The sequence below is a fragment of the Stenotrophomonas sp. 2YAF26 genome (assembly GCF_052114625.1).
Lineage (GTDB): Bacteria > Pseudomonadota > Gammaproteobacteria > Xanthomonadales > Xanthomonadaceae > Stenotrophomonas > Stenotrophomonas indicatrix.
This window is the reverse complement of sequence record NZ_JBFRFC010000004.1, coordinates 211,995-229,684: the sequence shown is the minus strand read 5'-3', so window position 1 is coordinate 229,684 and position 17,690 is coordinate 211,995. Positions and strand designations below refer to the sequence as shown.

Genomic DNA, 17,690 nt, shown 5'->3' with positions numbered 1-17,690 from the left:
GCAAACAGTTACCGATGAAAACACTCTAGAATCCGGCCCCCACGTTGGTTTGCAGCACCCCACGCGTCCATAGAACGGACGCATGTTTTTTCTGAAACACGAGATTTCACGGATGTCCCTGAAGACCACCCCGCTGCGCAACGCGATCGTCATCGCGCTGGCCGCCAGCTGCACCACGCCCGCTTTCGCACAGGAAGCCGGCGATACCCCCACCAACCTCGACCGCATCGAGATCACCGGCTCGCGCATCCGCCAGGCCAGTGTCGAGACCGCGCAGCCGGTGGTGGCACTCAACCGCGCCGACATCGAGAAGAAGGGCTACGTCAACGTCGCCGACATCCTGCAGGACGTCACGGCAGCCGGCGCACCGAGCCTGAGCCGTTCGTCCTCGCTGAGCTCCTCGCGCGATTTCGGCGGCATGTATGTCAGCCTGCGCAACCTCGGCCCGGAACGCAGCCTGGTGCTGATCGACGGCCGCCGCATGGGCGTCAGCGCCGGCGGTTACTCCGACCTGGCCTCGATTCCGTCGGCGATCGTGGAACGCGTGGAAGTGCTGACCGATGGCGCCTCGGCGCTGTACGGCTCGGACGCCATCGCCGGCGTGGTCAACATCATCACCCGCAAGAACTTCGACGGTGGCGAAGCCAGCGTCTATGTCGGCCAGTACGGTGAAGGCGACGGCCAGAAGCGCTCCTACAGCGCCACCTTCGGCAAGACCTTCGACCGCGGCTGGTTCAGCGTCGGCGCCGAGCGCACCAAGGAAGACGAGATCCTCGGCGATGCGCGCGAGTTCAGCCGCTACCCGGGTGGCCCGCGCCATGCCGACGACGTCGACGCGCTGAGCCCGACCACCCAGTGGGGCACGGTCACCGTCGGTGGCAAGCCGCTGACCGTGGGCCCGGGCGGCGACCCGAGCAGCGCCGGCAACTTCCACACGCCGGATCCGGCTGACGGCGCCAACGCCAAGACCAACATGAGCCTGCTGAGCGGCCTGGAGCGCACCTCGGTGTTCGCCAACGGCGGCTTCTCGATCACCGACAACCTGCGCATCGTCGCCGACGCGCTGTACAGCAAGCGCGAGTCGACCAAGCACCTGGCCGGCTACCCGTACTCGGTCTCGGCTGCGCAGTCGCGCAACGGCACGCGCGCTGCGCTGTCCAAGGACAGCACCTTCAACAAGTGGGGCCAGGACGTGCTGTTCTCGCACCGCACCGAAGAGCTGCCGCGCGGTACCGAGAACACGCTGGAAACCAAGCGTGCCAGCCTCGGCCTGGAAGGCAGCTTCGAAACCGGTTCGCGCTACTGGGACTGGAACGTCAGCTACATGTACAACCGCAATGAAGGCGAGCGCGTTGGCACCGGCAGCATGTACCAGCCGAACGTCAACCTCGCCGTCGGCCCGTCCTTCATGGACGGCGACGTGGCCCGCTGCGGTACGCCGGGTGCGGTGATCGCCGGCTGCGTGCCGTGGAATCCGGCTGCGCCGATGGGCTACACCGGCCCGGGCTCGCTGGGCAACCAGGACGTGCAGGACTACCTGTTCACCCGCTTCGTCGACAAGATGCGCAGCACCACCAAGGTCGCCAGCGCCAACATCTCCGGCTCGCTGTTCACCCTGCCGGCCGGCGACATCATGGGCGCGATGGGCTTTGAGCACCGCAGCGAAGAAGCCAGCTACACCCCGGACCTGATGGTGCAGAAGGGCCAGATCGCCGGCACCACCGGCCAGCCGACCCGTGGCGACTACTCGCTCAACGAGGTCTACCTGGAAATGCAGGTGCCGCTGCTGGCCGACATGGCCTTCGCCCGCGAGCTGTCGCTGGACCTGGCCGGTCGCTACACCGATTACAACACCTTCGGTTCGACCACCAACAGCAAGTTCGGCCTGAAGTGGAAGCCGATCGACAGCCTGCTGGTGCGCGCCACCTACGGCACCGGCTTCCGTGCACCGACCGTGGACGATCTCTACGGCGGCGCGGTTTCCAGCCGCGATTCGTTCACCGATCCGTGCGATACGAAGTTCGGCATCGCCGCCAGCAGCCCGACCGTGGCAGCACGCTGCCAGGCGCTGAACGTGCCCGCCAACTTCCGTCAGCAGACCGGTTCGGATGGCAACCTTGYCAACCGCCCGGGCCAGCAGGCCACCTCCGATTTCAACTCCGGTTCCAACGCGGAACTGAAGCCGGAAACCGCCAAGACCTGGACCGTCGGCCTGGTCTACAGCCCGGAATTCGTGCAGGGCCTGGACGTCAGCCTGGACTGGTGGAAGATCCGCATCGACAACGCCATCGTGGGCGAGTCGGCTACCGACATCCTCAACCAGTGCTACGTGCAGGGCGTGGATTCGGCATGCGGTCGCTTCACCCGTTCCACTGCTGCGGCCACCCGCGGCCAGGTTTCGGCGCTGGATCGTTCGCTGGTCAACGCCGGCTACCGCGAAACCGCCGGCTATGACATCGGTGTGCGTTACCGCCTGCCGGAAACCGCATACGGCAAGTTCGCCATCAACTGGAACACCACCTACACCGACTACCTGGAGCAGCGCAACGACAGCGCCGCCACCACCCCGGTGGAGCAGCGCGTGGGCTGGGCCGGTGACTTCCGCGTACGTTCGACCTTCAACCTGGATTGGCAGTACGGCAATCTGGGCATCGGCTGGACCGCCCGTTACTACTCGGGCATGAAGGAAGCCTGCTCGTACGACCTGGGCGGTGGCCCGGACTGCAACATGGCCGACTTCGTTTCGCCGTATACCGATGCACAGCCGAGCCGCAAGGTGGGTTCCAACACCTTCCACGACCTGCAGGTGCGTTACAGCCTGCCGTGGGATGGCACCGTGTCGCTGGGCCTGAACAACGTGTTCGACCACCAGGGTCCGATCATGTACAGCCAGCCGAACAGCAGCTTCACCTACTACGGTGGCTTCGACATCGGTCGTTTCATGTACATGAAGTACCAGCAGCGCTTCTAAGCCTGCAACCGCGTTCCCGCCCCGGCCAACTCTCTCCTGGCCGTGGATGGAAGCAGAACGGTGCCCCTCGGGGCGCCGTTCTTTTTTTACAAGATCGGCTCCCTTCGCATCGCGAAGCGATCTGACCCCGGAGGCGCTATCGTTTCGCGCCGCGCATCGCCCGTACGTTGTCACCGACGTACAGGACCAACCCGGCCCAGATCGCCGCAAAACCAATCGCCTTGCCGGTGTCGAAGGCCTCGTGGAAGAAGAACACGCCCAGCAGCAGCTGCAGGCTCGGCGCGATGTACTGCAGGATGCCGACCAGCGACAGCGGAATGCGCTTCACTCCGTAGGCGAAGCCGATCAGCGGCACCGCCGTGATCACCCCGCCGAAGATCAGCATCAGGTCGTTGGCCCAGCCCCAGCCACCGAAGAAGCCACCGCCATGGCCGTTTTCCGACCAAAGCGCGAAGCCCAGCGCGGGCAGGAACAGGTACAGGCTTTCCACGCCCAGCCCGGCCACCGGATCGACCGACACCAGTTTGCGCAGCAGGCCGTACAGGCCGAACGAGCACGCCAGGCCCAGCGCGATCCACGGCGGCGTGCCCGCATCGATGGTCAGCCAGGCCACGCCCACCGCTGCGATGGCCACTGCCAGCCACTGCACGCGGCGCAGGCGCTCCTTCAGCACGAGCACGCCCAGCAGCACGTTCACCAGCGGGTTGATGAAGTAGCCCAGGCTGGTTTCGATCACATGCCCTGCGTTGATCGCCCAGATGTACAGGCCCCAGTTGAAGGCGATGGTCAGGCTCGATACTGCCAGGATCGGCAGCGCGCGCGGTTGCGCGGCGATCTTCTTCCACCAGCCCAGCCGTGATGCGATCAGCAGCCAGGCCACCACCAGCACGGTGCTCCAGATGATGCGGTGGGCGATGATCTGGAACGACGGCACTTCGTTCAGCAGATGCCAGTAGACCGGCACCAACCCCCACAGCACGAAGGTGGAGGCAGTGATCAACAGGCCCCGTCGCTGTTCTTTCTCGTCCATGCTCATCGCTTGCGTGTCCTTGCCATCGTCAGTACCACCACACCCAGAAGTATCACCGCCATGGCCAGGAAGTCGCGCCAACCAAAGCGTTCACCATTCAATGCAGCCCCCAACAGGACAGCAATCACCGGATTGACGTAGGCATAGCTGCCGGCCAGCGCCGGGCGCACGTTCTGCAGCAGCCAGACGTAGGCGGTGAACGCCACGAGCGAACCGAACACGCACAGGTAGGCCATCGCCAGCAGGCCACCGCTATCGGGCAGCGTGGTGGGGCGCTCGCCGACGACCAGACCGATCACCACCAGCAGCACGCCACCGCAGATCATCTGCCCGGCGGCCGTCATGAACGGTCCCGGCAGGTCCTGCCCGCGTGCCCACACCGAGCCGAACGCCCAGCCGACCGGCGCGATCAGCAGCAACACCAGCCCGGTGGGCGATGCGGTCAGGCTGCTGCCGGCGTTGAGCCAGACCACGCCGACGAAGCCAACGGCGATGCCCAGCCATTCACCCTTGCTGGCATGCTGCCCGCGCAGGGCCGAGAACAGCGCCATCCACAGCGGTACCGAGGCCACCGCGGTAGCGGCCAGGCCGGATGACACCTCGCGTTCGGCCAGCACCACCATGCCGTTGCCCAGCACCAGCATGGTCACGCCCATGATGACCAGGTTGCGCCACTGCCGCAGGGTGGGTCTGGGCATCTTCCAGAACAGGCGCAGCGCCAGGTACATCAGGCCGCCGGCAATGATGAACCGGCTGCCGGAGACCATCGTCAGTGGCAGCGCGCCGCCATGCAGGGCCTTGGCGATACCCAGGTAGGTCGAGCCCCAGACCACGTAGACCAGCAGCAGTGCCAGCACGACAAGGCCGCCCCGTGGGGCAGCCGCAGACGGAACGGGGGGAGCCGACATGACACACCAGGGAGCTGGGGGAACACGGATTTTAGGACGTTTTGGTTATGGTCCGGCAGCCCATGTAGTGGCACGCTGTCATCCATCCATGCCCCGCCCGCCCTTCCGGCACCCGGCGTTGACGTGGGTTGCAGTACCAAGGAGGCTGGCCGGCAGCGCACCGCGCGCCTGGCAGCGCAATTTCCCGCATGGACGCACCGCATCGAGGATCCCCACCCGGATGAGCACTACGTCCCAATCCGCTGTCCCCAGCACCGACGGCGCCGCCCTGCGGCGTTCCATCTCCAACACCCTCAAGGGCTCCGCCGGCAACCTGGTGGAGTGGTACGACGTCTACGTGTACTCGGTGTTCGCCGTGTACTTCGAATCGCAGTTCTTCTCGCCCGAAGACAAGAACTCCACCATGTACGTGTGGGCGATCTTCGCCGCGACCTTCCTGATGCGCCCGATCGGCGCATGGTTCTTCGGTCGCTTCGCCGACCGTCATGGCCGTCGCCTTGCGTTGACCGTGTCGGTCACGCTGATGGCCTTCTGCTCGTTCATCATCGCCATCACCCCCACCGCTGCCAGCATCGGCATCTGGGCGGCGATCATCCTGCTGTTCGCGCGCCTGCTGCAGGGCTTCGCCACCGGTGGCGAGTACGGTGCCAGCGCCACCTACATGTCCGAGGCCGCCATTCCGGGCCGCCGCGGTTTCCTGTCCTCGTTCCACTACGTCACCCTGGTGGGCGGCCATGTGCTGGCCCAGCTGACCCTGTTCGTGATGCTGACGTTCTGGGCCAAGCCGGAAATCTCCGAGTGGGGCTGGCGCATCGCCTTCGGCATCGGTGGCATCGCCGCCGTGGTCGTGTTCTGGCTGCGCCGTGGCATGGACGAGTCGCTGTCGGAATCCTCCATCGAGGCCGCGCGCGAAGGCAAGGACAAAAAGTCCGGCTCGATGTACGAGCTGTTCGTGCACCAGTGGCGCCCGCTGCTGCTGTGCTTCCTGATCACCGCCGGTGGCACCATCGCCTTCTACACCTACTCGGTGAACGGCCCGAAGATGATCCAGAGCGCCTTCGCCGGCAACGATCCGATGACCGGCACCCTGATCAACCTGGGTGTGCTGGCCTTCCTGATGGTGCTGCAGCCGGTGGGCGGCTGGCTGTCGGACATCATCGGCCGCAAGAGCTTGCTGGTGTTCTTCGGTGTGGGCGGCGTGCTGTACAGCTGGTACCTGATCACCCAGCTGCCGCACCAGCACGATGCCACCCTCGCCTTCCTCACCCTGGCACTGGGCTTTGTCATCCTCACCGGCTACACCTCCATCAACGCCGTGGTGAAGGCAGAGCTGTTCCCCACCCACATTCGTGCGCTGGGCGTGGGCTTCGGCTATGCATTGGCCAACTCGCTGTTCGGCGGCACCGCGCCGCTGCTGTACCAGGGCGCATTGAAGACCGGCCACGTGGACTGGTTCGCCATCTACGTCACCGCGACGATCGCGGTATCGTTGGTGGTCTATGTGTTCTTCCTCACCAACAAGGGCCCCAACTGGCTCGACGGCACGCGCAAGTAAACGCGCCGTAGTGATCGCGGCCACCGGTGCAATGCCGGTGGCCGCCGCGTCTCCTGCCACGCCGCTGGTATGGCTCGCACTGGGTCTGGGCGCGGCAACCCTGCTGGCATGGATGATCTGCCGGCCCGGCGCCCAAGCGAGTTGGCCACGTATCGGCTTCGGCATTGCCCTGCTGGCGTTCTGCGCTGCACTGATGCTGCAGCTGGCAGTGGATCTGGGCAGCGGTACCAGCACCCTGCATCTGCGCCTGAGCCGGGGCATCAACCCCGCACCGGTGGCCGGTCTGCGCACGATGATGGCCTGTTACCTGGGCGCGCTTGTGGCCGCCGGCTGGGGTGCCTGGAAGCTGCTGCGGAAGACGTGGTAGTGCCGGCCGCTGGCCGGCATCTGCGCATCCCTTAGGAAGGTTCATGAGGTTGCCGGCCAGCGGCCGGCACTGCCACGCGTTCAGAGGTTAACGGGCACCGGCCGGCATTGCCCGCGCGTTCAGAGGTTGCCGGCCAGCAGAGGCCGGCATTGCCGTGCGTTTACCGGCGGGCGGCTTCGCTCTTCTCGCGGGCGCCGTGGAATTCGGATTCCTTCTCCCACTGCGGCCAGCGGCGGCTGTTGGCCAGTTCGGCGCCCAGGTCGTAGACCAGCAGGGTGTCGGCCGCGTGGCCCGCCGGATCCCAGCTCGGCGTCCATGCATCGCAGGCCTGGTGGTAGCAGTCGGCGAAGTACTTCTCGCGCAGCGCGCGACCGGCCTCGACGCCGCCCTCAAGCTTGTCCAGGCCCGGGCCGATGGTGATCGCCGGCACGCCCAGGCGGGCAAAGGCGAAGTGGTCGGCACGGTAGAAGAAGCCGGCTTCCAGGTTCGGATCCGGGCTGTAACTGCGGCCACGGGCCTTGGCCACGCGTTCCAGGTCGCCTTCCAGCGACACCCGCCCCTTGCCCCACGAGGCGATGTCACGGGTGGCACCATCCGGGCTGAACATCTCGATGTTCAGCACCGCAGCGGTCTTGTCCAGCGGCGCCAGCGGGTGCGCGGCGTAGTAGCTGGCGCCCAGCAGGCCCTTCTCCTCGGCGGTCAGGGCGACGAAGTACAGGGTGCGCTGCGGCTGCGGGCCGGCGGCGAACACCCGGCCAAGTTCCAGCACGGTGGCCACGCCGGTGGCGTTGTCGATCGCACCGCGGCGGATACGATCGCCCTTGGCGTCGGCCTGGCCGATGCCAAAGGCATCCCAGTGCGCCGAGAAGATCACCGCCTCATCGGCGTGCTCGCCGCCGGGCAGCTTGGCCACCACGTTGCGGGTCACCACCTGCTCGCGCTTGAGCGCGAAATCGACGCTCAGCTTCGCGTTGTCCAGCGCAACCGGGCGGAAGTCCGCACTCATCGCCTTGCGCTTCTCGGCATCGAAATCCAGCCCGGCGTCGGCGAAGATCTGTTCGGCCAGCTCTCGCTGCATCCAGCCGCGCAGCGGCGTGTGCTGGGCCATCGCTTCGGCCTGGCCGCGCTCGATGTCGAACAGCGGCGAGGTACCCGAACTCTTCACCGTGGCCCAGCCGTAGGCGGCCGGTGCGGTCTCATGCACGATCAGCACGCCTTCGGCACCACGGCGCGCGGCTTCTTCGAACTTGTAGGTCCAGCGGCCGTAGTAGGTCACCGCCTTGCCATCGAACGCACCTGGCGCGTCGGCTTCAAAATCGGCGTCGTTGATCAACATCACGGCGATCTTGCCGTGCAGGTCCACGTCCTTGTAGTCGTTCCAGTGGCGCTCGGGCGCATCGATGCCATAGCCGACGAACACCAGCGGTGCATCCTTGATCTGCACGCGCGTGCGCGGCTGCAGGCTCTGCAGGGTCACGTCCACACCATTGGCCAGCGCACGCTTGCCGCCCTTCAGGGCGAGACTGGCCTTGGCCGGGCCATCCAGCTGCGCGCGCACCAGCGGTACCGGCTGTACCCAGCTGCCGTCCACGCCACCCGGCTGCAGGCCGTAGCTGCGGAACTGCTCGATCAGGTACTGCACGGTGCGTTCTTCACCTTCGGTGGCCGGTGCGCGGCCTTCGAATTCGTCCGATGCCAGCACGCGCACATGACGCGACAGCGCCTGCGGATCGATGCCGCCGCCGGGCAGGTCATTGGCCGCATGGGCCAGGCCACCGACGAACAGGCAGGACGACAGCAGCAACACGCGCATCGGGTTCACGGCAATACCACGGCTAGCTTGGAAGTCACCAGAGTGTAACGTGGTCGTGACATCGCGGCGCAGCCTGGGCGCGCGTCATCCACGCGTGGCGTGGATCTACCCTCTTGCCGCCGCCAAGCACTGCGGGTCAGCGCGACGCGCGGTCCAGCCAACAGGCCAAGCCCTGTGCGTTGAGTTCGATATCCATCGCCATCACCTCGGTCACTGTGGCCAGGTCCAGTGCGCAGCCATGCTGCTGTGCACGCTCCAGGTACAGCGCCTGCAGCGCGGCCAGCAGGCAGCGATGACGGTCGGGACGTCCGTCGCACTGGCGGCCGATGGCCGCCATCGCATCGATCTGTTCGAACAGATCTTCGGCCAGCTTTTCGACCTGTTCGACACGACCGTAATGGGTCAGGTACATCGCCTGCGGTGCGTAACCGAGCATGCGCTGGATCGACGCCTTCATCGCTTCCGGGTCGAACTGCACCGGCGATGAGGTGGGGAAGATGAAAGCGCCCTGCGCGCTGTCCAGCTCGCGGTAGGAGATACCGAAGGTATCGCCGGTGAACCAGCTGCGGCTGCGCCCATCCCACACGCAGTAGTGGTGCAGCGCGTGCCCCGGGGTATGCAGCAGCACCAGCTCGCGGCCGGCCAGGTCGATGCGCTGGCCGTCGTCAGCCACCACCACGCGCTGCTCGGGAATCGCTTCGATGCGGCCATAGCTGCGCGCGATTTCCTCGGCGCCATAGACGGCGGTGGCCCCGGCGATCAATCGGGTCGGATCGATCATGTGCGGTGCGCCGCGCGGATGCAGCACTGCACGCGCATTCGGCAGCTGCTGCATCAGCAGGCCAGCGCCACCGGCATGATCCAGGTGCACGTGGGTCAGCAGCAGCCAGTCCACCGCCTCCACGCCCAGCCCGTTGTCGGTCAAGGCCTGCAGCATCGCCGGCACCGACAGGCCGGTACCGCAGTCGACGAACGCGGCACGACCGTTTTCGATGATCAGGTAAGCGGCATCGAAATCCGGCCGTTGGAAACCGGTATCGATGGTGTGGATGCTGGGATCGGCGGTCATCGACGCGCACCTGGCAGGATCGGGAACAGATGCCCATGGTAGGCGCGCCGGCATGGCGTGATCGATGCGGCTTTGGTCGGATGGAGCCGGCCGCTGGCCGGCAACCCCGGGTTAGCCAGTTGAATGCAGTTGCCGGCCAGCGGCCGGCACTACCGATCAGCTGCAGCGCAAAGCGAATCGCGGCCGCAGCAGCAGCGCCAGTACCAGCACCGCCAGGAACGCGCCATAGGCATACAGCACCGCCAGCACCTGCGGCCAGATCGGTCCGGCGCCCGGCTGTACCAGACCGATGTGGTGGCCCCACAGCATCGCCACGATGCTCAGGGCGAGCGCCAGCGCCAGGATGGCGCCATCGAACAGGCGTCGCCGCGCGGTACGCGGCTGGCGCGGAAACAGCCAGTACAAGCTGCCCAGCAGGATGAACCAGGGCAGGAACAGCAGCAGCGACAACCAGGCCATTGCAGACTCCATGTCATCGCGCCGAAGGCGCGCGCACATCATGCCATGGCCGCTGTTCCCGGGTAGTGCCGGCCGCTGGCCGGCATCCCCAGGCGCGCCGGGTGATTGCAGTTGCCGGCCAGCGGCCGGCACTACCTTTTTACGCTTCGCGCAGCACGGCCAACGCCGCCAGCACCGCATCCACCTCGGCTTCCAGCTTGAACAGGTCGCTCTGCAGCTGGTCGCCCTGCTCGGCCTGCTTCAGCACGGCGATCAGCTGGCCGGCATCGCGCGGCGAGTCGAAGCCTTCGCTCTGGATCAGCAGCGTGCCGTCACCGGCGGTCAGCTTGAAGTAGAAACGGCCGTCCTTCTCGCGGTACTGCTTGAACAGCGGCGGAGCGGCGCGGGCTTCACCGGCATCTTCGCTGGCGATGTCGCCGGCATCGGACAGATCACGCAGGCCCACCGCATGGCGCAGTTCTTCCAGCAGCGGTGCTGCCAGCTGCTCACGCAACTGCTGGCCACGGCGCTTGAGCAGTGCTTCGATCTTCTCCGGCTCGGCCATCAGCGCGTTGTAGCGCTCGCGCAGCGGCGACAGTTCGCTGTCGATGCGCTCGAACAGCTGCTGCTTGGCATCGCCCCAGCTGATGCCATCGGCGAAGGCCTTGGCGAAGGCAGCGGTCTGCTCCGGGGTGGCGAACGCCTGGTACATCTGGAACAGCGCCGAACTTTCGGTGTCCTTCGGCTCACCCGGTGCACGCGAATCGGTCAGGATCGAGAACACCAGCTTCTTCAGCTCCTCGCGCGGCACGAACAGCGGAATGGTGTTGTGGTAGCTCTTGCTCATCTTGCGGCCATCCAGGCCCGCCAGGGTTGCCACCTGCTCGTCGATCACCACGTCCGGCAGCGGGAAATACTCCTTGCCGTATACGTGGTTGAAGCGCTGGGCGAAGTCACGCGCCATCTCGATGTGCTGGATCTGGTCACGGCCCACCGGTACCTGGTTGGCCTTGAAGATCAGGATGTCGGCCGCCATCAGCACCGGGTACATGAACAGGCCGGCGCTGACACCTGCGTCCTCGTCCTGGCCTTCCTCCCGGTTCTTGTCCACCGCCGCCTTGTAGGCATGGGCGCGGTTGAGGATGCCCTTGCTGGCGATGGCAGTCAGGAACCACATCAGCTCGGTGGTCTCGCGGATGTCACTCTGGCGGTAGAACCACACGTGTTCCGGGTCCAGGCCACAGGCCAGCCAGCTGGCAGCGATCTCCAGGGTCGCGCGCTGGGTGCGCTGCGGGTCCTGCGACTTGATCAGGCTGTGCAGATCGGCCAGGAAGAAGAAGCTCTCGATGTCCGGCGCGCGGCTGGCCGCAATGGCCGGGCGGATGGCGCCAACGTAGTTGCCCAGGTGGGGCGTGCCGGAGGGGGTGATGCCGGTAAGGACTCGGGTCGTCATGACTGCGTGCGGAAACCTTCTATGAACGCGGCCAGTTTACCGTGCACACGGTCAACCCCGTCAGGGCCTCCGGCGCGTTCATTCACCCAACCCCGCTGGAGACGCCCGATGAAACGCCTGCTGCCCCTGCTGCTGATCCTGCCCCTGGCCGGCTTCCGCCCGGCTCCGCTGCCCCCGCCGATGCCGCAGGACGGCCCGGTGCGCGTGGCCCTGGTCGACCGCGACCGCGGTACCGAGCTGCGCAGCTACCCGGCCGACGGCCAGCGCTGGGTGGCCGGTGAGCGCGGCCACCGCTATGCCGTGCGCCTGTACAACGACAGCCCGCGACGGGTGCTGGTGGTGCTGTCGGTGGACGGGGTCAACGCGATCTCCGGCGAAGACGCCGATCCCTCGCAGACCGGTTACGTGCTCAACCCTGGCCAGCGCGCCGATATCACCGGCTGGCGCAAGACCCAGGACGAAGTGGCCCAGTTCGTCTTCAGCAGCCCCAGCGGCAGCTATGCCAGCCGTACCGGCCGCCCGGACAACGTCGGTGTGGTCGGCGTGGCGGTGTTCGAGGAAGCGCGTCGCTGGTACCCGCGTCCGCAGCCGATCCTGCGCGGTCGCGCCGGGCCGGCACCGGCGGCGGCCGAAGCCTCGGCGGCGGCCGACGCCAGCGCCAGCCGCATCGAAGGCTATTCGGCCAAGTCGCAGGCACCCGCACTGGGCACCGGGCATGGTGCGCGCGAAAGTTCATCGGTGCGCGATACCGATTTCGAACGCGCCACCCGCAGCCCGGCACAGGTGCTGCAGCTGCGCTACGACAGCGCCCGCAACCTGCGTGCACGCGGCATCCTGCTCGATTCGCCCTCGCGCCTGGACCGCCAGCCACAGGCCTTCCCCAACCGCTACGTGCCCGACCCGCCGGCGCGTTGATCTGCACACAGCACAACGCCCGCACCTTCCGGCGCGGGCGTTGTCTGTGGGGGCATAACGCGGGCGTTCGACGCCCCGTTACTTGTAGTCCGGCCCGTTACTTGTAGTCCGGGTAGTCCTTGTGCATCGCTTTCTCGAAATCGCGCACTTCGGTTTCTGCGCGGTCCTTGGCCCAGCCATAGCGCTCCTGCAGGCGGCCCGCCAGATATTCGGCATTGCCCTCGGCCACATCGAAATCGTCATTGGTCAGATCGCCCCACTTCGCCTGGGCCTTGCCCTTGAGCTGGGACCACTTGCCGGAAATGATGTCTTTGTTCATTGCTGAGGCTTCCTTGGTATGCAACGGCGTTGTTACCGTGGCTGCAGCATCGCGCAGTGCACGTTGAAGCACGGTCAACCGGCCATGAAAGCGCCGCTCACCTGCTTGAATGGTTCACTACCGGTCGGCACGCGGCGTACACACGCAGCAATCGCGCATGAAAAAGGCCGGGAAGATCCCGGCCTTTTCCGTAGTGCGCACCACCTCAGGCTCAGTTGCCCTTGGCGGCATCCTCAACCTTCTCACCAGCCTTCTGCACGTCCTTGCCGGCACCGGCAACGGTGTTGCAACCGGCCAGCAGGGCCACCGAGAACATCGACAACAGCATCAGGGCAACTACGCGCTTCATGGGCTTCTCCTTGGGTTTGCCGCTACACCGCTCAATCACGGGGTTCGGTTGTAATGATCGGGGCGGCAGGCTGGCTCGAAGCCAACACTGCCGCGTGAGGTGCAATCTGGCGGCAGGGGCGTGGAGCGCGTGTGAACGGTTCGTCCAACCGTTCAGGCTGGACTCTCTCAGTCGCGCATCAGGGTCGATTTCCCGAACAGGCTTTCGACCAGGTCCACAGCCAGTTCGGCGGTGCTGTTGTGGTTGTCCAGCAGCGGATTGAGTTCGACGATATCCAGCGAGCCCATGCGGCCGCTGTCGGCGATCATCTCCATCACCAGCTGCGCTTCGCGGTAGTTCACCCCGCCCGGCACGGTGGTGCCCACACCCGGGGCGATGCTCGGGTCGAGGAAATCGACATCGAAGCTGACGTGCAGGTGGGTGTTCTCGTCGATGCCGGCCAGCGCCGCTTCCACGGTGCGCTTCATGCCGTTCTCGTCGATGTAGCGCATGTCGTAGACATCGACCTTGTGGGTCTTGATCAGGCGCTTTTCTTCCGGGTCCACCGAACGGATGCCGATCTGGTGCATCTGCGAAGGCTTGATGGCCGGCGAGGTGCCACCCAGCCTGGTCAGCGCATCCGGGCCGAGGCCGCACAGGCACGCCACCGGCATGCCGTGGATGTTGCCCGAAGGGGTCACCTCACTGGTGTTGAAATCCGAATGCGCATCCAGCCACAGCACGCGCAGGTCCTTGCCCTGCTCGCGGCACCAGCGCGCGACGGCAGTGATCGAACCGATGCCCAGGCAGTGGTCACCCCCCAGCATGATCGGCATGCGGCCGGCCTGCAGTTCGGCGTAGCTGGCTTCCATCAGCGCGTGGTTCCACGCCACTACTTCGTCTAGGTGACGGTAGCCCTGCACCGGCGCGGTCCACGGGTTGCGCGGGCCGTCCAGGTTGCCGAGGTCGCGCACGTCCACGCCGCGCGCTTCCAGTGCTTCAGGCAGGCCGGCCACACGCAGGGCTTCCGGCCCCAGCCGGGCGCCGCGATGGCCCGCCCCGATGTCGGTGGGGACGCCGATCAGGGTAACGGCGGGATGATGGGCCATGGGTGCCTCCTGCGAACGAAAAAGAAGCACAGTCTAGCCAGACGCATGTGACACCACTCGCGGCGGTGCAGCAGGGCCATCGCATGGCATGATGCCGCGCGGACCCGACCGCCCTTCATGGAAGATTGCGATGTCGCCCTTCATCAACACCGCTTGGCCGCGCTTTTTCATCGGGGCGCTGCCCATCGCCGTTTTCGCGATTCTGTTGAGCAGCTCGATGGATGCGTCGCCGAATGGCTGGCTGATGCAGGCGACGCTCCTGCTGGTGCCGTTCTCGACCCTGGTATTCCTCGGGTTGGGTTGGCAGCGTCTGCGCAAGGCACACGCCGAATATCCGATCCTGAAGAGCGAGCCGCAGCGGATGCTGGCAGCGTTGATCGGCAACGTGAAGGTGGCGGCGCTGTGGTTTGGCCTGACGTTCGCCGGCATGTTCGCCCTGATGCTGGCGTGGGTAGTGCTGTACAACGCTGCCGGCTGACGGCACTTCGGGCCGTGCTCAGAGAATCGCCGACGACCACGCTTCGGTGCGGAACAGGCGCTTCTTCAGCATGTCGATCCGCCACTGCCCTGCCACGCGCTTGAGCACGAACAGGCGCTCGTAACGCAGCGCGCGGGATTTCTGTGCATGGTCACGCACCAGGACTTCGGCCTTGGAGGCCGTCGGCTGACAGACCGCGGCCAGCAGGTCCTCCGGCATGTGCACCGGGGGATTGCCCACCGACATGCCCTTGGAATACACCCGCTTCCGGTCGGTACACCAGGCCGCGAGGATGTCCGCGCGCTCCTGTTGGAATGCTGCACTACCGAGCAGGACTCCACCGACCTTGGCATCACGGTAACCACGCGTTTCCCACTCATTGCAGGCCAGCATATAGCCACGCACCACTGATGCCGGTTCCCCCTCTGCGGCCGGTTCAGGCCACGCAAGCGGCGGCGCCTCCTCCAACATCGGTGGCATCTGCGCGCCCGCTGCCTGCAGGCACTGCACCACAGCCGCATGCCCGCGCGCTTCGGCCAGCGACAGCGCATTACGTCCTTCGAAATCCACGCGTGCGACATCAGCACCGCCAGCCAGCAGCAGCTCGACCATCGGCAGATGACCGCCCTGCGCCGCCACCATCAGCGGTGTGCGATGCAGTTCCGGGGAGGCCGCGTCCAGCGAGGCGCCGCGTGCGATCAGCAGGCGTCCGATGTCTGCGTCGTTGCGCTCGGCCGCCCATCCCATTGCGGTAAAGCCCACCGCCGTGCAGGCGTGCTGGATGTTGGCGCCACGGTCCAAAAGCCGCAACACCGAGTCAGTCTTTCCGGCGATCACAGCCGAAAGCAGCGGAGTACGTCCGGTGCCCTTGTGCTGCCACTCGATATCGGCACCCGCATCCAGCAATGCGTCGATTCGGTCAAGATCCTGTTTCTCGGCTGCCTTGGCCAGAAGATGGGACATGGTGGTGCCGCCAGACGGGTGTAAGGGTGGTCACCTTAGGGCTGCAGGCACGATGAGCTCAACCCCCGCGGCGGCGAATCGGCGTCACGCTCTGCACCCGGCCGTCGTTGCGCATCATGCACAGGAAGCGGCCCTCGGGATAATCGATGATCAGTTCCTGATAATCGGTTCCAACCGGCACCTGGGTCACCAGCGTGCCCTGTGCGCCTTTGCTTGCATTGCACGAACCGAGCGCGGTATCGCCCGCTGACGCGTTGGCTGCAGCCTTGGACATGTTGCGGAACGTCGCACGGCAGCCACCGTTGACCCAGACCGAATGCCGCGACAGGCCCCAGTTGCTGCCCTGCTCGCAACGGGTACGGCTGAGCTGGCGCACGATCTCCACATTGCCGCGCGTATCCATGTCGCAGGACACCTGGCGCTGGTCGGTGGATTCGCAGGTCACTTCCCGTGGCAGTGCTGCATCGTCATCGCGATCCTGATCACGGTGGTGCCTGCCGCCTTCCACGGCGGCCGCCGGCGTGCCGTTGTTGCTGACCTGGCAGATGCCGTTGGCACCGCCGCGTCCGGTGTAGCTGACCTGCTGCGTACCGTCGTCACCGGTGCTGATTGAAAGCGTGGTGCCGCTGCTGGCATCGCGCGCTTCGAAATAGCGATCGTTGAAGCGCTTGAGCGTGGTCTCGCGGCCCTGCACGTAGACCGGCCCGCCCTCGTCTGCATGTACATCCAGCCCACCGGGGCAGCTGGCATTGAAGAACGGCACGGCGGCCATCGCCGGTGCTGTGAAGGCGCTGGCGAGCAGCGCGACGGTCAACGGCAAGCGGTGGCGGCGCATGGTCGGCTTCCTTGTGAGAATTGAGCGGAGGGCGCCAGTATGGGGGCTGCCGGAGTTGCTCGACCGTGAGGAATATCAAGCAACCGATCGCGGGCCGCAGACCGCCGCCATCAGGCCAGCGCTATCATCGGGCGCATCACACGGACGTCCGGTATGCACACATGACAGCTCCACCCTTCGGCCACGCACAGCAGCAGCTGCTGGCGCTGCAGCAACGCATCCATGCCTTCACCTTGGACAGCGCGGCTGAGCATGAGCTGGACATCGAGGACCCAGCCAGCCCGCTCTGGGAAGCCTTACAGGAACGGGTAACCGTGGCGCCGTTGTACGGTGGCCTGCACGTGGAGTTCTTCGGCAACCCATGGGAAGAGCCATTCGCGTGGACGCTGGCCTGCCTGTCCGACCAAGGCGTGGCCGATGCGATCATGTCGCTGTCGTTCACCGGCCCGGACGAGGGGGCCAATGGCACGCGCGAGTGGGAGTTCACCGCGCTGCTGGATAGCGATGTGCGTTTCCCACGCCTGCGCTCGCTGTCGATCTCCCCCACAGAACCGGCCGACCACAACATGTCGCTGGTGCAGCGCGCGGGCAGCCTCATGGAAGAAGCTGGCGAGATCGCCCGCTTCGTTTCCAGGGCGCCATACCTCAGCGAACTGGTGGTGCCGAATGCACCGGACGCCGCGTTTTTCGAGGTGCCGCTGCCGCACCTGCACAGCCTGCGCATCGGCGGTGGCTCAGATACGCAGCGCTTCATCGACAACCTTGCCGGATCACGCAACCTGCCTGCCTTGGGCCTGCTGGATTTCTGCGAATCGACGGAGCTGCAATTCGTCTGGGCTGATGCCCGTGAGACCGATGCGGTCACGCCTTTCGCGGCCTATGAGCGCTTGTTCGCCAGCCAAGCCTTCGATGCGCTGCATACCTTCCGGCTGCGCAACAGCGCGTTGGATGTGGCGCAGCTGCAGACGCTGCAGGCCATGCGCCCACGGTTGTCGTTCATGGTCATTCAGGCCGCGACGGGGGGCTATGCCAGCCATTTCGCCAAGGATGTGTTTCCGTGGCGACACCTGGTGCCGGGTGATCCGGGGACGCGTTGATCGCCGCGCGGGTGCGTATGATGGTTGAGTGGATTGCTTGGT

Annotated in this window: 17 protein-coding genes; 6 read left to right on the top strand and 11 right to left on the bottom strand. The window is 66.0% G+C overall.

From position 1 onward, the window contains the following. The first annotated feature begins 112 nt into the window (after positions 1-112). Positions 113-2,971, top strand: a complete 2,859-nt coding sequence (locus AB4Y98_RS06590; protein ID WP_442244023.1) for a TonB-dependent receptor plug domain-containing protein — start codon at positions 113-115, stop codon at positions 2,969-2,971. Between the two features lie 136 nt (positions 2,972-3,107). On the opposite strand, the gene rarD is transcribed toward AB4Y98_RS06590, so the two are convergent. Further along, a complete protein-coding gene (gene rarD / locus AB4Y98_RS06585) occupies positions 3,108-4,007 on the bottom strand; it encodes an EamA family transporter RarD (protein WP_025878342.1) in 900 nt (299 codons plus the stop codon). Next, positions 4,004-4,909 (bottom strand): drug/metabolite exporter YedA, encoded by a 906-nt coding sequence (gene yedA, locus AB4Y98_RS06580; protein ID WP_442244022.1) that lies wholly within the window; start codon positions 4,907-4,909, stop codon positions 4,004-4,006. Before yedA ends, rarD begins: the two co-directional genes overlap by 4 nt. A 220-nt stretch (positions 4,910-5,129) precedes the next feature. On the opposite strand from yedA, the gene AB4Y98_RS06575 reads away from it, so the two are divergent. Together AB4Y98_RS06575 and AB4Y98_RS06570 are read left to right on the top strand one after the other, a co-directional pair. Then, on the top strand, positions 5,130-6,464 hold the full coding sequence (locus AB4Y98_RS06575) for an MFS transporter (RefSeq protein ID WP_025878340.1): 1,335 nt from the start codon (positions 5,130-5,132) through the stop codon (positions 6,462-6,464). A gap of 31 nt (positions 6,465-6,495) precedes the next feature. Then, entirely contained in the window at positions 6,496-6,831 is a 336-nt protein-coding gene (locus tag AB4Y98_RS06570; protein WP_442244043.1) for a hypothetical protein, read from the top strand. A 160-nt stretch (positions 6,832-6,991) separates the two neighbouring features. On the opposite strand, the gene AB4Y98_RS06565 is transcribed toward AB4Y98_RS06570, so the two are convergent. The 4 genes from AB4Y98_RS06565 to AB4Y98_RS06550 all read right to left on the bottom strand — a co-directional run bounded on the left by AB4Y98_RS06565 (position 6,992) and on the right by AB4Y98_RS06550 (position 11,604). Further along, a complete protein-coding gene (locus AB4Y98_RS06565; RefSeq protein ID WP_223497545.1) occupies positions 6,992-8,644 on the bottom strand; it encodes a M28 family metallopeptidase in 1,653 nt (550 codons plus the stop codon). Between the two features lie 136 nt (positions 8,645-8,780). Beyond that, entirely contained in the window at positions 8,781-9,713 is a 933-nt protein-coding gene (locus tag AB4Y98_RS06560; RefSeq protein ID WP_442244021.1) for an MBL fold metallo-hydrolase, read from the bottom strand. Positions 9,714-9,869: 156 nt separating this feature from the next. After that, a complete protein-coding gene (locus AB4Y98_RS06555) occupies positions 9,870-10,172 on the bottom strand; it encodes a hypothetical protein (protein WP_442244020.1) in 303 nt (100 codons plus the stop codon). Between the two features lie 139 nt (positions 10,173-10,311). Next, positions 10,312-11,604, bottom strand: a complete 1,293-nt coding sequence (locus tag AB4Y98_RS06550; RefSeq protein ID WP_442244019.1) for a tryptophan--tRNA ligase — start codon at positions 11,602-11,604, stop codon at positions 10,312-10,314. A 108-nt stretch (positions 11,605-11,712) separates the two neighbouring features. Between AB4Y98_RS06550 and AB4Y98_RS06545 the strand changes: the two genes are divergently transcribed. Then, complete coding sequence (locus tag AB4Y98_RS06545; RefSeq protein WP_140227886.1) at positions 11,713-12,519, top strand: hypothetical protein; 807 nt, start codon at positions 11,713-11,715, stop codon at positions 12,517-12,519. 97 nt (positions 12,520-12,616) lie between these two features. Here AB4Y98_RS06545 and AB4Y98_RS06540 read toward each other — a convergent pair whose 3' ends face one another. The 3 genes from AB4Y98_RS06540 to rocF form a co-directional block, all read right to left on the bottom strand. After that, the gene (locus tag AB4Y98_RS06540; protein WP_025878332.1) at positions 12,617-12,838 is read right to left on the bottom strand and encodes a CsbD family protein; all 222 of its coding nucleotides are present in this window, start codon (positions 12,836-12,838) and stop codon (positions 12,617-12,619) included. 211 nt (positions 12,839-13,049) lie between these two features. After that, positions 13,050-13,187, bottom strand: a complete 138-nt coding sequence (locus tag AB4Y98_RS06535) for an entericidin A/B family lipoprotein (RefSeq protein ID WP_019661832.1) — start codon at positions 13,185-13,187, stop codon at positions 13,050-13,052. A gap of 167 nt (positions 13,188-13,354) precedes the next feature. Then, the gene (gene rocF, locus AB4Y98_RS06530; protein WP_164280003.1) at positions 13,355-14,275 is read right to left on the bottom strand and encodes an arginase; all 921 of its coding nucleotides are present in this window, start codon (positions 14,273-14,275) and stop codon (positions 13,355-13,357) included. A 130-nt stretch (positions 14,276-14,405) separates the two neighbouring features. Here rocF and AB4Y98_RS06525 point away from each other — a divergent pair, with 130 nt between their 5' ends. Then, positions 14,406-14,753 carry a hypothetical protein gene (locus AB4Y98_RS06525; RefSeq protein ID WP_093820738.1) on the top strand — a complete coding sequence of 116 codons (348 nt, stop codon included), beginning with the start codon at positions 14,406-14,408 and terminating at the stop codon, positions 14,751-14,753. 18 nt (positions 14,754-14,771) lie between these two features. On the opposite strand, the gene AB4Y98_RS06520 is transcribed toward AB4Y98_RS06525, so the two are convergent. Both AB4Y98_RS06520 and AB4Y98_RS06515 read right to left on the bottom strand, forming a co-directional pair. After that, positions 14,772-15,716, bottom strand: a complete 945-nt coding sequence (locus AB4Y98_RS06520; protein ID WP_442244018.1) for an ankyrin repeat domain-containing protein — start codon at positions 15,714-15,716, stop codon at positions 14,772-14,774. A 58-nt stretch (positions 15,717-15,774) separates the two neighbouring features. Beyond that, positions 15,775-16,551: a DUF3011 domain-containing protein gene (locus AB4Y98_RS06515; protein WP_363734324.1), complete on the bottom strand. Its 777-nt coding sequence runs from the start codon at positions 16,549-16,551 to the stop codon at positions 15,775-15,777. 161 nt (positions 16,552-16,712) lie between these two features. Between AB4Y98_RS06515 and AB4Y98_RS06510 the strand changes: the two genes are divergently transcribed. Then, complete coding sequence (locus tag AB4Y98_RS06510) at positions 16,713-17,648, top strand: hypothetical protein (RefSeq protein ID WP_442244017.1); 936 nt, start codon at positions 16,713-16,715, stop codon at positions 17,646-17,648. Positions 17,649-17,690 lie beyond the last annotated feature (42 nt).

Excerpts from the sequence above, each read along its gene's own strand:
- rarD (WP_025878342.1), bottom strand. The coding sequence starts at position 4,007 with ATGAGCATGGACGAGAAAGAACAGCGACGGGGCCTGTTGATCACTGCC.
- yedA (WP_442244022.1), bottom strand. The coding sequence starts at position 4,909 with ATGTCGGCTCCCCCCGTTCCGTCTGCGGCTGCCCCACGGGGCGGCCTT.
- AB4Y98_RS06575 (WP_025878340.1), top strand. The coding sequence starts at position 5,130 with ATGAGCACTACGTCCCAATCCGCTGTCCCCAGCACCGACGGCGCCGCC.
- AB4Y98_RS06570 (WP_442244043.1), top strand. The coding sequence starts at position 6,496 with ATGCCGGTGGCCGCCGCGTCTCCTGCCACGCCGCTGGTATGGCTCGCA.
- AB4Y98_RS06565 (WP_223497545.1), bottom strand. The coding sequence starts at position 8,644 with ATGCGCGTGTTGCTGCTGTCGTCCTGCCTGTTCGTCGGTGGCCTGGCC.
- AB4Y98_RS06560 (WP_442244021.1), bottom strand. The coding sequence starts at position 9,713 with ATGACCGCCGATCCCAGCATCCACACCATCGATACCGGTTTCCAACGG.
- AB4Y98_RS06555 (WP_442244020.1), bottom strand. The coding sequence starts at position 10,172 with ATGGCCTGGTTGTCGCTGCTGCTGTTCCTGCCCTGGTTCATCCTGCTG.
- AB4Y98_RS06550 (WP_442244019.1), bottom strand. The coding sequence starts at position 11,604 with ATGACGACCCGAGTCCTTACCGGCATCACCCCCTCCGGCACGCCCCAC.
- AB4Y98_RS06545 (WP_140227886.1), top strand. The coding sequence starts at position 11,713 with ATGAAACGCCTGCTGCCCCTGCTGCTGATCCTGCCCCTGGCCGGCTTC.
- AB4Y98_RS06540 (WP_025878332.1), bottom strand. The coding sequence starts at position 12,838 with ATGAACAAAGACATCATTTCCGGCAAGTGGTCCCAGCTCAAGGGCAAG.
- AB4Y98_RS06535 (WP_019661832.1), bottom strand. The coding sequence starts at position 13,187 with ATGAAGCGCGTAGTTGCCCTGATGCTGTTGTCGATGTTCTCGGTGGCC.
- rocF (WP_164280003.1), bottom strand. The coding sequence starts at position 14,275 with ATGGCCCATCATCCCGCCGTTACCCTGATCGGCGTCCCCACCGACATC.
- AB4Y98_RS06525 (WP_093820738.1), top strand. The coding sequence starts at position 14,406 with ATGTCGCCCTTCATCAACACCGCTTGGCCGCGCTTTTTCATCGGGGCG.
- AB4Y98_RS06520 (WP_442244018.1), bottom strand. The coding sequence starts at position 15,716 with ATGTCCCATCTTCTGGCCAAGGCAGCCGAGAAACAGGATCTTGACCGA.
- AB4Y98_RS06515 (WP_363734324.1), bottom strand. The coding sequence starts at position 16,551 with ATGCGCCGCCACCGCTTGCCGTTGACCGTCGCGCTGCTCGCCAGCGCC.
- AB4Y98_RS06510 (WP_442244017.1), top strand. The coding sequence starts at position 16,713 with ATGACAGCTCCACCCTTCGGCCACGCACAGCAGCAGCTGCTGGCGCTG.